We start from the raw sequence: 12,892 nt of genomic DNA on the forward strand, positions 1-12,892 counted from the left end.
GGCGTCGAGGGGGGCCTGGAAGAGCCCGTTGCACGGGTAGTTCTTCAGCCACACGCCGTCCGTCGCCCACTCCTCGCCGAGCCCGGCGGTGATGGCGGAGAGGTCCGGGTTGCCCTCGGCGAACGTGGCGTACACGCCGAACTCGCCCTCCAGGACCTCGCGGGGCCCGGTGAAGCCCTCCCGCGCCAGGAGCGCGGCCGTGACACCTAACTCTGCGGCGCGGCCGGCGTTGAGCCTCCTGGCCATCGAGCCCTCCTTGTGGGCCTGCATGGTGCCGAAGGCGTGCGAGCCGGCGATGCCGAGGGCGTGCGCGGTCCGTTCGGCGTCGAGCCCGATGGCTCTGGCGGCGCCGGCGGCGGACCCGAACACGCCGAAGACCGTGATCGGGTAGAGGCCCCGCTCGGGCCACGGCGTCGCGGTCTTGTCCTGTCCGTAGCTGACGCGGACGCCGACCTCGTAGCCGGCGATGACTCCGGCCAGGACGTCGGCGCCGGTGGCGCCCACGGCCTCCCCGGCGGCGAACGCCGCCGGCGCCGCGATCGCGAAGGGGTGGCCGTCGCCCCTGACGTGCATGTCCTCGTACTCGAAGCCCATCGCCAGCGTGCCGGACGCCAGCGCGGCGGCGGGCGCGGAGACGCGATGCCGCGTGCCCAGCACCTGCGACGCGGCCGGCCCCGAGCCGTGGGCGAGGGCGTACCTCGTAACCGCCTCGCCCCACGGGGTGCGGGACGCCACGAAGCTGGCGATGCCGTGCTGGTCGAGGAGCATGCAGAGGGTGCGGTCGACGACGCGGTCGGGAACGTCGGCGAGGCGCAGGCCAGAGGCGAAGGCGGCGAGCGTCCTAGTGGGCATGGGGCGGTCGGGTCCGTTCGTGGCTCATGGCGCGTAGGGCTGGAGGAACCACTGCGTGGGGATCTCGCGGCCGACGCCGGCCCGCGCCGCCGCCTCCATGAGGGCGGCGCCTACGGCGGCGAACTGGACGGCCGCGCCCATGTTGATGAAGAGCGAGACCTCGTCAGCCGAGGTCCTGCCCCTGGCCCGTCCATCGATGAGCTCGCCGAGGGTGGGCATCTTCGCCCAGTGCGCCCGGTTGTGCCACCAACCGGGCTGGAACTCGTCCTCGTGGACGTCCTCGGCGAAGCCGTCGGCGATGACGGTGTAGGACAGCTTGGGATCGTGGTGGCGCGAGGCGGCCACAGTGGTCGCGGACGCCAGCAGCTCCTCCCCGACCTCCTGCATCGAGATCACGCTCACGTGGGTCCCGGGCGAGAGCCACTCGGCCCGCAGCACCGGGGTCCGCGAGTTCGTCGCGGCGTGCACGATGTCGGCGCCCGCCACCGCCTCCTCGGCCGAGCTCACGGGCCTCACGTCGGCGTCGATGACGGCGTCCAGCCGGCTCGCCAGCTCCTCGCGGTTCCGCGGCGTGGGGCTGAAGACCCGCACCTCGCGCAGGTCGCGCACGCGGTCGAGGGTAAGGACCTGCGCCTCCGCCTGCCAGCCGGCGCCGATGATGCCCGCCACGTGCGACTCCGGCCGCGAGAGGTACTTCGTGCCCAGCGCGGACGTCGCGCCCACGCGCATCCTCTGGACGACGCCGTCCGGCATCAGCGCCTTGGGCTCGCCCGTGTCGGTGTCGAAGAGGATCACGAAGCCGCAGTAGAGGCCGCCCGCGGCGGCCGGGTGCTTCTTGCGCCTGAAGCCGCCGTCCACCTCGGGCCAGTACAGGACGTCGGACTTGACCCTCAGGCTGGCGGTCTTCATCCGCGGCACGGTGCCGCTCTGCACCTCCAGCCCGTGGTAGGCATGGCCTGGCCTGGCGCCCGGGACCTCCGCGTCGGTGAGGCGGGCCAGGACCACCTCCCGGCCCGCCATGTTCACCGCCTGGCCGTGCCCGAGCTGGCCGAAGACGGCCTCGAGCGCGTCGAGGCAGAGCTGCGGCGTGAGGACCTGCTCGATCTCGTCGCTATCCAGCAGCAGCACGAACGCCCGCCTCGCTCAGGTGCGCGTGGCCCGGGCCCGCTCGGCCGCCACGGCGTGGGGCACGATGCCCACGAAGAGGCAGCGCAGCCGTCCGGTCGAGGTGTTGACGAGCTCGTGCTCGCAGCCCTGGCCGAACCAGACGGCCAGGCCCTCGCGGCAGGCGATCTCGTCCCCGTCGGCGGTGAGCGTGCCCTCGCCCTCGAGGATGTAGAAGAGCTCCTCCCTGTCGGGGTGCGCGTGCGCGGCGATCCTGCCGCCGGGCGGCAGCTCCGCGATGCCGAACGAGAACAGCGGCGAGCTCTCGGGGAGGTACTCCCCGAGCGGTAGGTCCCGCCTGGTGCCTATCACCGCCCTGACGGTCGAGATGCCGTCCGGGTACTCGCGTTCCACGGTGTCCTGCCAGGTCGAAACCCGGTACCTCATCCGCGCCTCCCCTCGGTCGTCGGGTCACTCGTCCCCGCCGGTGAGCCTGATGGTCTCTCCCCAGAAGTTGTTGTTGGCCCCGAAGACGAGCGACTCGACGGGGTCGCGCCACGCCCCGACGAACGTCTGGAGCGACAGCGGGATGATGGGGAGGTCCGCCATGATCTGCGCGTGGGCCTGGTGGTACAGCTCCGCCCTGGTGGCGGCGTCGGACACGCCCCTCGCCTGCTCGATGAGGTCGTCCACGCCGTCGTACCCGAAGTAGTTCGACCCGCCCGGCGGCTCAGACGACGAGTGGAACAGGTCCGTGAAGAGCAGGTTCGGGTCGCCGGGGCGGCCGACCGAGGTCACGGTCACGTCGAAGTCGAAGCTGTTGCGGCGGTCGAACGCGGCCGTGGCCTCCATGCCCTCGAGGGTCACCTGGAGGCCGACGTCCTGCCAGCAGGCCGCGACGATCTCCGCCAGGATGCTCTCGGGCACGCGGTTCTGGAACATGATCGTGACGGGGAACCCGTCGGGGTAGCCCGCCTCCGCCAGCAGCTCGCGCGCCCTCTCGGGGTCATAGGGGTAGGTGGGGGCCCCGTCGATGGCGTCGTCGGCGTAGACGACGTCGGTGGGCAGCTCCATGCCCACCAGGGCCTGGTCGATCAGCTCCTTGTCTATCGCGTGGGCGAGCGCCTGGCGCACGAGGACGTCCTGGGTGGGCTCGAAGTTGGGGCTGAAGGCGATGTGCCTCACCGAGTCCGTCATGACCGTCCGCGACGTCTCGATCTCCGGGTCCTCGGCGAGGGCGGCGGCGACCTCGGGGTTCCCGCGCGTCTGGATGATCTGGAACTCGTCGGCGCGGAGGGCCTGGAGGGCCACGGACTCCTCGCCGATGTGCCGGAAGATCAGCGTGTCCACCTCGGGGCGCCCCCTGAAGTAGTCGTCGAAGGCCGTCAGGACCACGTCCCCGGCCTCGGTGAGCTCGACGAACTCGAACGGTCCGGTGCCGATGGGCTGCGTGGCGAACGCCTCCCCGCGTTCCTCGACCGCGGTGCGCGAGACGATGAGGCCCGGACGGTAGGCGATCACGGTCGCCAGGAACGACGCGTCGGGCTCGGCGAGGGTGAGTCGCACCGTGTGGTCGTCGACGGCGGTCAGCTCGGTGACGTTGGCGAGGTCGCTGGCGAACGAGGCCTCCGGGTCGTCCATCTGGCGCTGGAGGCTGAACACGACGTCGTCGGCGGTCAGCTCGCCGTAACCGCCGTGGAACTGCACCCCCTGCCGCAGGTGGAAGGTGTAGGTCCTGCCGTCCTCGGAGACCTCCCAGCTCTCAGCGAGGTCGGGCTCGAGCTCGCGACCGGCCGAGCCCGGCACCCACCGGACCAGCCAGTTGAAGACGTTGGGGTAGACGAACCAATCGGACGTGTAGCGCCAGTAGGCGGGGTCGTAGATGCCGCCGGCCCGGGCGTACTGCAGCCGGGCCACGATCGTCGTGCCGGAGTCCTGCGCGGACCCCGTCACGAACAGTCCCGCCGAACCTATGAGCAGCGCCGTCAGCGCCGCGCGCGAAAGCGACCGCCAGTTCACTATCTGCTCCTCTCCACGGTGGAACGGACTCCCCGCCTGAACCTGGGCATCACCTCCTCGGCGAACGCGGCTATGGCCTCCGGACTCGCCCTAGTCAGCGAGACGTCCGTGGCGCCCAGCGCCACGAACCTCGCGACCTGCTCCTGGACCTCCTCGAGGCTGCGCGGCGCGCTGGCGGCAGCGGAGGCGGCCCTGCCGCGCTCGTGCGCCGAGGCGCCGGCGGAGCGAGCGACCTGCTCGACCCGTCGATGGGCGCGCCCCGCCCTCGGCCCGATCGCCATGAGGTTCACGCCCACCGCGAGGCGGAGCTCGCCCGGGTCCCGGCCCGCCGCCTCGCAGTGCGCGGCGAGGACATCCCGCCGGTGGGCGAAGAACGTGAACTGGTCGAAGGCGTGGCCGTCAGGAGCGGCGCCAGGGTTGCCGAAGCTGGCACCGTCGGCGTACCTGGCCGCGATGCGCAGCGTCCGCTTGACGCCGCTGCCGCCGATCCACAGCGGCGGACCCGGCTCCTGCAGCGGACGGGGCGCGCAGACCGCGTCCCTGAGGGCGTAGTGCGTCCCGTCGAAGCAGACGGGGCCGCCGGTCCACAGCAGCCTGATGACCTGGACCGCCTCCTCCAGACGGTCGAGCCTGCCGCGGGGAGCGGGCCACTCGTAGCCGTAGGCCTCGGCCTCCTCACTCTTCCAGCCCGCGCCCAGGCCGAGCTCCAGCCGGCCGCCGCCGGCGCGGTCCAGGGTGGCCGCCATCTTCGCCAGCAGCGCCGGCGGGCGGTACACCGCGCACAGGACGCTGGTGTGGAACCGCACCCGCTCGGTCAGCGCGGTGAGCATGCTCAGCACCGTCCAGCTCTCCAGGAACACGCCGCCCTCGCCGCGCATCAGGTGGTCGTCGACGGTCACGAAGTCGAAGCCGAGCTCCTCGGCGAGCGCGGCGGTTCGCCTCACGGACGCGAAGCTGACCTCCGGGTGCACGGCGTAGTCCCACAGGGGGAGCTGGACCCCGAACCTGAGGGGATGACGAGCGGCCACCGCCGGCATCACCTTCCGCCACCGAGGACTGTCCCCCCTGGGTAGACGCGGAGTACCGCCACGGCAAGCTCCCTACTCACCTGAGACGACGGGTATACGGCTGTATACTACTGCATGTACTGTAACAACGCGGCCCACGAGCGTCAACCGGCCCTTCTCTCGCGCGGCCACGGGGCCGCGCGGCACGCCGCGTCCGCTGGGGCTCGGCGGCCCCCGGCGCCTGGGCGACCCGCGGACGCGGCGGCCCGGGCGAGCTAGGGCCGCGGGTCCCTCAGCGGACCGCCGCCGCCGACCCCTTCTCCAGCAGGTAGTCCTCCGCCGCCTTCACGGCCCTCATCCCGTGGTGGTACGCGGGCATGCCGGCGAGCCACAGCACGATGCCCACCGCGTCGTGGATCTCCTGCGGCGTGGCGCCGGCGTCCACGGCGATGCGCGCGTGGCCGACGGGGTCCTTCTTCAGCGCGGCCTCGACAGCGATGATGATGAGCTCCTGGACCTTCTTGCTCAGCGTGCCCTCGGGCGGCTCCTTGAGCGTCGCCTTGCGCAGGAGGTAGAAGGCCTCGAGGGCGTCGGGGTTGTACCTCTCGAGCGAGGCCACGCTGATGGGCTCCTTGCCCATCGCCTCCTCGAAGTACCGGCGGATCTCCTCGCGGCGCTCCTCCCACGGGCGCTCCGGCCTCTCACCTGGCATGCTCGGCTCCCTCCCTCGCCCGCGGCGCCGCCCCGCCGAGCGCCGCCAAGTAGGCCTCCACCTCGGCCAGCGTGACGACGTCCGCGTACTTGGCGTCGAGGTCGAACAGGCTCACGAGGCGCGAGGCCTGCCCCCTGTCGAAGGTGCACTCCTCCACGACCGCCACGTGGAAGTTCGCCGCCGCGGCGTCCACGGCCGTGGCGCGCACGCAGCCGCTCGTCGTGCCCCCGGTGATCAGCAGCGTGTCGACGGAGAGCCCGTTGAGGACCGACAGCAGCGGCGTCTCCGCCAGGGCGGAGGCGTGCGGCTTCTCGATCACGAGGTCTCCCAGCCGTGGCGCGATCTCCGCGACGATCTTCCGGCCCTGCTCGACCCGCTCAGGCGCCAGGTCCTCGCGGCGCTTCGGCAACCGGCGCCGGCTCCGGGCCGCGGCCCCGACGGAGCCGCCCAGGTTCGTGGTGTAGACGACCGGCACTCCCACCTCCCTGGCGAGGCCGAGCAGCCCCACCAGCCTGTCGACGACGGACCACGCCTCCTCGCCGGTCGACTGCGGCCACGACTCGACGGACTCGAGGATGGGCGCGCGCTCGCCGACGAACGCGTAGTTGACGTCGATGACCAGGAGGGCCGGGCGGGCGCCGAACCCCACGCGCTGGCCGTACCCCGCGGAGGCGAACACGGCGCGGTCCCTCACCGTGAGCACCCGCTCCCAATCGGACCTTGGCATGATGCCCTCCTCTCGACGCGACCGGCTGCCGGCCGCCTACAGGCTCGGGATGACCTCCTCGGCGAAGCGCCTCATCGCCTCGGGGCTCGCCCGCGTGACGCTTATCGACCTGGCACCGAGGGCGATGAAGCGGCGGACGTGGTCGATGCACTGCTCGACGGACTGGATGGCGTGCTGCATCCCGGCCAGCAGGCGCTCGCGCTCGGGTCCCGAGAGGCCGCGCTGGCTGGCCGCAGCCTCCAGGCGCCGGCGCACCTCGTCGCGGTCGCGGCCCCACAGCATGAGGTTCACGCCGGCGGACAGCGTCAGCTCCGACGGGTCGCGCCCGACTTCGCGGCAGTGGGCGAACAGCACGCCCTTCTTGTGCTCGAAGTAGCTGAAGACGTCCATGCCGGCGCCGCTGCCGATGCCGGGGGCCGCGAAGTTCGCCCCCGTCGCGTAGCGAGCGGCGATCCTCAGCGTGCGCTTCTCGCCGCCCCCGCCGACCCAGATGGGCGGGTGCGGGCGCTGCGCCGGCTTCGGGGCGCAGACCGCGCCGCCGAGCGTGTAGTACCGGCCCGTGAAGTGCGCGACGTCCTCCGTCCACAGCGCCCTGATCACCTGCAGGGCCTCCTCGAGCCTGTCCATCCGCTCCTTGGTCTCGGCCCAGGGCAGCCCGTAGGCCTCGGCCTCCTCCCTCTTCCAGCCGGCGCCGATGCCCAGCTCGTAGCGTCCGCCAGCGGCCGCGTCGAGCGTGGCGGCCATCTTCGCCAGCAGGGCGGGCGGCCGGTACATGTTGCAGAGGACCGAGTGCTGGAAGCGGACGCGCGACGTCAGCGCAGCGAGCATGGAGACGGTCGTCCAGGACTCGTAGAAGACGCCGCCCTCGCCGCGCATGAGGTGGTCGTCCAGCGAGACGAAGTCGTACCCCAGCTCCTCGGCGAGGAGGGCCGTGTCGCGGATGACGGGGAAGCTGACCTCGGGGTGGACGTTGTAGTCCCAGAGGGGGAGCTGCACGCCGAAGCGGACGTCGTCTGCCTGTGCGTTGGCGCTCATCCGGGACGTGTCCTCTCGACGCGCCGAGGGCGGGCGGGGCCAGGAGGCCGAGGCTGGCGACGCGGGACCGCTGAGGGCGCTGCGTCTGTATACAGCCGGATACAGCGATGGTCAGGCGAGTCTACAGGGGCGTCCCTGGGGTGTCAATCGCGCGGTGGGACCGGGTGCGCTACGACCCTCCCCTCACCGCCTCCTTCAGCTGCGGCAGCGCGCCCACGTGGTAGGCCGTGTGCCCGTAGCTCGACAGCGCCCCGTTCATGGCCGTCTCGTCGCGCCGGTACTGCTCGGCGGCGGCGTCGGCCAGCAGCTCGTAGCCGGCGCGCCTCGGCTGGGCCCGCAGGCCTTCCCACTCGGGCGCCGTGACCGTGCGCGCCGCCGCGCGGTCCGCTCAGCGCTTCGTGAGCTCGACCCAGCCGTTGGGCACGGCGCCGCAGTCGGAGACGTAGCCGCCCTCGAGGCGGTCGCCCTTCTGCTCGGCGAGGAGCTGGAAGGAGCAGTCGGGCACGCTGGTGGCGGTCAGCTCCAGGAGCACGAGCGCGTCGGCCATCCCCGAGACGGTCCCCTGGGCGAGCGCGCCGGGCAGGCTCGACTCCCACGTGCCCGCGACCGTGGCGCCGGAGACCTGGAGGTCGAGGAGCAGCACGCCGGTCGCCTCGCCCTCCACGGGCTCGTAGGTGCCCGTCCAGGTGCCGGCGAGCGAGACGTCGCCGAGCAGGCCGCAGCCGGCGAGCAGGGCCGCGAGCAGGGCCGCGAGCAGCAGCGCCGCCGCACCGCGGGCCGGGAGCACCGCCGCACCGCGGGCCGGGGGACGCCTCACGCCTTCCCCACCGCCTTCCCGCCGGGGCCGATGCTCGGCCTGTGGGCGCCGAGCTCCTCGAGCGTGCGCGCGATGGCCTCGGGTCCGTAGCCGAGCTCCTCGTGCTGGGCGCGCGGGTCGCCGTGCGGGACGACGCGGTCCCTGACGCCGAGGCGCACGACGGGCACCGCCACGCCGCCCTCGGCGAGCGCCTCGAGGACGGCCGAGCCGAGCCCGCCGACGATCGTGTGGTCCTCGACAGTGACCACGGCCCTGGCCAGCGAGGCGAGCTCGAGCAGGAGTCGGGAGTCGAGCGGCTTGACGAAGCGCCCGTCCACGACGCCGACCTCGGGGCGTCCCTCGGCCGCCGCCAGCGCGTAGGCGACCGTGGGTCCCAGTCCGACGACCCACACCGCGCGTCGCCTGTCCTCCGGCTCCTTGAGGACCTCCCAGGTGCCCCACTCGACCTCCCGCCAGTCGCTCACCGGCGCGTCGTCGAGGACGGGCACGCCGCCTCGCGGCCAGCGGATCGCCTTCGGGCCGCCGAGCCGCAGCGCGGCCTTCAGCATCCCGCGCATCTGGTCCACGTCGCGCGGCATCGCGACGCTCATGTTGGGGACCGTGCGCAGGTAGGAGAGGTCGTAGATGCCCTGGTGGGTGGCGCCGTCGCCGCCCACGAGGCCGGCGCGGTCCACGGCGAACACGACGTCGAGGCCCTCGATGCAGACGTCGTGGATCACCTGGTCGTAGGCGCGCTGCAGGAACGTCGAGTAGATCGCGACGATGGGCTTCTCGCCCCGCAGCGCCAGTCCCGCGCCCACGGTCACGGCCACGTCCTCGGCGATGCCGACGTCGATGTAGCGGTCGGGGTGCGCCTTCGAGTACTCGACGAGGCCGCTGCCCTCGCGCATGGCCGGCGTGATCACCCACACGCGGTCGTCCTGGTCGGCCAGCTTGGTGGCGGCGTCGCCGAAGGCCGTCGACCAGGTGGCGCTGGTCGCCTTCGCCACGGGGTTGTCCGGGTCGAAGCTCGAGGCCCCGTGCCACGCGATGGGATCGGACTCGGCGACCTTGTAGCCCTTGCCCTTGCGGGTGACGATGTGCAGCATCGTCGGTCCGTCGAGCTGCCTGATGTGGTCGAGGTAGTAGATGAGCTGGTCGATGTCGTGGCCGTCCACGGGGCCGACGTAGCGCAGGCCCATGGCGTGGAACGGGTTGTTGCTGGCCGGGTCGAAGAAGCGGCGCGTCGCCTTCTTGGCGCGGCTGGCGACGTCGGCGAGCGGCGCCCACAGCCGGGTGAGTGCCGCCTTCGAGCGGTCCTCGGCCTCCTGGAACCAGGGCTGGACCTGCAGCGTGCGCATGTAGTGGTTGATCGCGCCGACGTTCTCGCTTATCGACATCTCGTTGTCGTTCAGCACGATCGTCATGCGCGGGCGCACGTGGCCGATCTGGTTCAGGGCCGCCAGGGCCATCCCGCCGGTCAGCGCGCCGTCGCCGATGACGGCGACGACCTCGTAGGGGGCCTGCCTGGCGTCGCGGGCCAGCGCCATGCCCAGGGCCGCGGCGAGGCTGGTGGAGGCGTGCCCGACCGTCAGCGCGTCGTGCTCGGACTCGCTGACGGCGGTGAAGCCCGCCAGGCCGCCCGGCTGCCTTATCGTCTCGATGCGGTCCGCCCTGCCGGTGAGGATCTTGTGGCCGTAGGTCTGGTGGCCGACGTCCCAGACGATCCTGTCGACGGCGGAGTCGTAGATGTAGTGCAGCGCGACCGTCAGCTCCACGGCGCCGAGGCTCGAGGCCAGGTGCCCGCCCGCGATCGAGCAGACCCGCACGATCTCGCTGCGCAGCTCCTCGGCGACGCGACCGAGCTCGCTCTGCGGCAGGCGCTTGAGGTCGGCCGGCGACCTGATGCCGGCCAGCAGCGAGTCGGTCTCGCGGCGCCGCGTCACCGCTGGGCCGCCCCGGGCAGCGGCACGTTCGTGGCCACGAGCAGCTGGCCGGTCCTCAGCATCACCTCGCCCAGGTAGGGCGCGTACCAGAACTGGCGCGAGCTCTCCTCCGCCACGGTGCCGTCCTCGATGAGGCGCGTGGTGAGGTCGACGACGAACACGTCGAGCGAGCCGGCGGGCACCTGGACGGTGCGCTCGTCGATGACCGTGTAGACGTACTGGACGTGGCTCACCTGGGGCGGCGAGCCGTCGCCGAGGCTGAGGGTGATGTCGGTCTCGCCCGACCACAGGCTCCCGACGCGCAGGGTCTCCGGCGCCGGGAACTCCTGCAGGGGCGGGTCGTACTCGATGGTCGTGATGCCGAGGCGCACCTGGCTGTGGAGGTAGACGCCGTCCGGCCTGAACTGGCGGTAGGACCGCTGCTCCCAGCCTGGGCGCAGCTCGCGGAAGCTGATCCACACCCCGCCGTCGACGACGGCGGGCCCCTCGACTACGACGCTGGCGCGCGGGTCGGAGAGGCGCGCGCCCTCCGGCAGGTACTCCCACACGGCGCCCGTCTGGTGCGGGTAGTAGGTGGGAGGCTCGGAGAGCTGCCGCACCTCCACGCGCTCGTCGCTCCCCGACGCCGGGGAGCAGGCCACGACCGTCAGCGCGAGCAGGGTGGCGCCGGCTAGGAGCGCGCGCTTGGGCGTAAGCATGGTGACGAGTCTACCGCGGTGCCGCCGCCCAACCCTTCATGGAGGCGCGCTCCCGGCGTCGGTCGCGCGGGTCCGGCAGGCGTCTTCGGGACACGCGCGCCGGCCGCCCTGGTACCGTCCTCACATCCCCGCGCCGATGTCGCGCCTCACGAGCGCGCCCTCGAACCGCACGGCGTCGACGAGCCGGTAGGCGCGCCGCACCGCCTCCGCCACGGTGGCGCCGATGCCCACGGCGTTGACCACGCGTCCGCCCTTCGACACCGGCGGCCTGCCGTGGAGGCCGGCCGAGAACAGCAGCGTGCCCTCGGGCAGCTCCCGCGGCAGGCCCACGGGCACGCCGACCTTCGGCGAGCCGGGGTAGCCGGGCGCCGCCATGACCACGCAGGCGGACGCCCCCGGCGCCACGCGCACCTCGACCTCGGCGAGCCTGTCCTCCGCCACGGCCCGGAACAGCTCGCCGGCGTCGCTGGCCAGGAGCGGCATGAGGACCTGCGTCTCGGGGTCGCCGAAGCGGCAGTTGAACTCGAGGACCTTGAAGCCGTCCTCGGTGCGCATGACGCCCACGTACAGCACGCCGGAGTAGGGCACGCCGTCGGCCCGCAGGCCGCGCATCACCGGCTTCACGACCTGCCGCTCCAGCGCCTCGCGCTCCTCGGCGCTCAGCGGCACCGGCGCCACGGCGCCCATGCCGCCGGTGTTCGGTCCCCTCCCGCCGTCGTAGGCGCGCTTGTGGTCGCGCGACGGGGGCAGCGCCACGTGGGTGTTCGCGTCGACGAGCAGGGTGACGCTGATCTCGGGCCCCGCGAGCCGCTCCTCGAGCACGACCTCGGCGCCCGGCTCCTGGAAGATCGCCTCTACGGCCGTGCGCGCCTCTTCGAGCGTCTCGGCCACGGTCACGCCCTTGCCGGCCCTGAGGCCCGAGTCCTTCACCACGATCGGCGCGCCCACCCGCTCGAGGTGCGCCAGGGCGTCGTCGAGGTCGTCGAAGCCGGCGAAGCGCGCCGTGGGCACGCCGTGCCGCTCCATGAACTCCTTGGCGTAGCGCTTGCTGCCCTCGAGGCGGGCGCCCGCGGCGCCGGGGCCGAGGACCGCGTAGCCGTCGCGTCGCAGCGCGTCCGCCCAGCCCGCCACCAGGGGCGCCTCCGGCCCGATGACGACGAGGTCGGGCCGCTCGGCGTCGGCCACGATCCTCACGCCGCGCTCGTCGCCGGCGCCGCCGATGACGCGCGCCGCGTTCTCCATGCCGTCGTTGCCGGGCACGACGACGACGTCGCTCACCGACGGCGAGCGGTCCAGCGCCCAGCAGAGGGCGTGCTCGCGCCCGCCCGAGCCGACGACGAGGACCTTCACGGCGTCATCCCCCCTCTCGGGACCGGCGGGCGAGGGCCGGTCGGGCCGGGGACGTTCACGGTCGCACCTCCCCACGCAGGACCAGTCTCACGGCCTCAGGGTACGCGACGTGCTCCTCGCGCAGCACGCGCTCGGCCAGCGTCTCCTCGGTGTCGCCGGGCAGCACGGGCACGCGCCGCTGCACGATCACCTTGCCGGTGTCCACGCCGGCGTCCACGAAGTGCACGCTGCAGCCCGACTCGCTCACGCCCTCGGCCAGCGCCTGCCTGTGGGCGTGGAGGCCGCGGTGCTTGGGCAGCAGGCTGGGGTGCACGTTCAGGAGCCGGCCGTGCCAACGACCCACGAACCAGGGCGAGAGCACGCGCATGAAGCCCGCCAGGCAGGCGAGGTCCACGCCGCGGTCGCCGAGCAGCTCGTCGAGGCGCGCCTCGAAGCCCTCGCGCGTGTCCCACGGCACGTGCACGGCCTCCACGCCAGCCTCCCGCGCCCTGGCCAGGGCCGGCGCGCGCTCCTTCTCGCCCGCCACCAGCACGACCTCGGCCTCCGGTCCGCCGGGCGGGAACGACGCGAGCAGCGAGGCCAGGTTCGAGCCGCGGCCCGAGGCGATGACGGCCAGCCGGGCCGGCCGCCCCAGCGGGAAGCCCAC

Annotated in this window: 13 protein-coding genes; all 13 read right to left on the reverse strand. The window is 73.0% G+C overall.

The annotated features are described in order from the left end of the window. The coding region (locus VF202_05305; GenBank protein HEX7039510.1) for an MmgE/PrpD family protein at positions 1–852 on the reverse strand (852 nt) is incomplete at its 3' end. A 24-nt stretch (positions 853–876) separates the two neighbouring features. Next, on the reverse strand, positions 877–1,980 hold the full coding sequence (locus tag VF202_05310) for an ornithine cyclodeaminase family protein (protein ID HEX7039511.1): 1,104 nt from the start codon (positions 1,978–1,980) through the stop codon (positions 877–879). A gap of 15 nt (positions 1,981–1,995) precedes the next feature. Then, positions 1,996–2,403 carry a cupin domain-containing protein gene (locus VF202_05315; protein HEX7039512.1) on the reverse strand — a complete coding sequence of 136 codons (408 nt, stop codon included), beginning with the start codon at positions 2,401–2,403 and terminating at the stop codon, positions 1,996–1,998. 24 nt (positions 2,404–2,427) lie between these two features. Continuing rightward, positions 2,428–3,975 carry an ABC transporter substrate-binding protein gene (locus VF202_05320; protein ID HEX7039513.1) on the reverse strand — a complete coding sequence of 516 codons (1,548 nt, stop codon included), beginning with the start codon at positions 3,973–3,975 and terminating at the stop codon, positions 2,428–2,430. Then, positions 3,975–5,003, reverse strand: coding sequence for an LLM class flavin-dependent oxidoreductase (locus VF202_05325; protein ID HEX7039514.1), 1,029 nt, complete (start codon positions 5,001–5,003; stop codon positions 3,975–3,977). The genes VF202_05320 and VF202_05325 overlap by 1 nt, the downstream gene beginning before the upstream one ends. A gap of 271 nt (positions 5,004–5,274) precedes the next feature. Continuing rightward, on the reverse strand, positions 5,275–5,694 hold the full coding sequence (locus VF202_05330; protein HEX7039515.1) for a carboxymuconolactone decarboxylase family protein: 420 nt from the start codon (positions 5,692–5,694) through the stop codon (positions 5,275–5,277). Next, on the reverse strand, positions 5,684–6,421 hold the full coding sequence (locus VF202_05335; protein HEX7039516.1) for an isochorismatase family protein: 738 nt from the start codon (positions 6,419–6,421) through the stop codon (positions 5,684–5,686). The genes VF202_05330 and VF202_05335 overlap by 11 nt, the downstream gene beginning before the upstream one ends. A gap of 36 nt (positions 6,422–6,457) precedes the next feature. Beyond that, a complete protein-coding gene (locus VF202_05340) occupies positions 6,458–7,456 on the reverse strand; it encodes an LLM class flavin-dependent oxidoreductase (protein ID HEX7039517.1) in 999 nt (332 codons plus the stop codon). Between the two features lie 388 nt (positions 7,457–7,844). Further along, complete coding sequence (locus VF202_05345; protein HEX7039518.1) at positions 7,845–8,273, reverse strand: hypothetical protein; 429 nt, start codon at positions 8,271–8,273, stop codon at positions 7,845–7,847. Then, positions 8,270–10,198, reverse strand: a complete 1,929-nt coding sequence (gene dxs, locus VF202_05350; protein HEX7039519.1) for a 1-deoxy-D-xylulose-5-phosphate synthase — start codon at positions 10,196–10,198, stop codon at positions 8,270–8,272. The genes VF202_05345 and dxs overlap by 4 nt, the downstream gene beginning before the upstream one ends. Further along, entirely contained in the window at positions 10,195–10,896 is a 702-nt protein-coding gene (locus VF202_05355; GenBank protein ID HEX7039520.1) for a hypothetical protein, read from the reverse strand. The genes dxs and VF202_05355 overlap by 4 nt, the downstream gene beginning before the upstream one ends. A 120-nt stretch (positions 10,897–11,016) precedes the next feature. Further along, positions 11,017–12,246, reverse strand: coding sequence for a phosphoribosylamine--glycine ligase (purD, locus tag VF202_05360; protein ID HEX7039521.1), 1,230 nt, complete (start codon positions 12,244–12,246; stop codon positions 11,017–11,019). Between the two features lie 55 nt (positions 12,247–12,301). Then, positions 12,302–12,892, reverse strand: a complete 591-nt coding sequence (purN, locus tag VF202_05365; protein HEX7039522.1) for a phosphoribosylglycinamide formyltransferase — start codon at positions 12,890–12,892, stop codon at positions 12,302–12,304.

The sequence above is a fragment of the Trueperaceae bacterium genome, assembly GCA_036381035.1.
Taxonomy (GTDB): domain Bacteria; phylum Deinococcota; class Deinococci; order Deinococcales; family Trueperaceae; genus DASRWD01.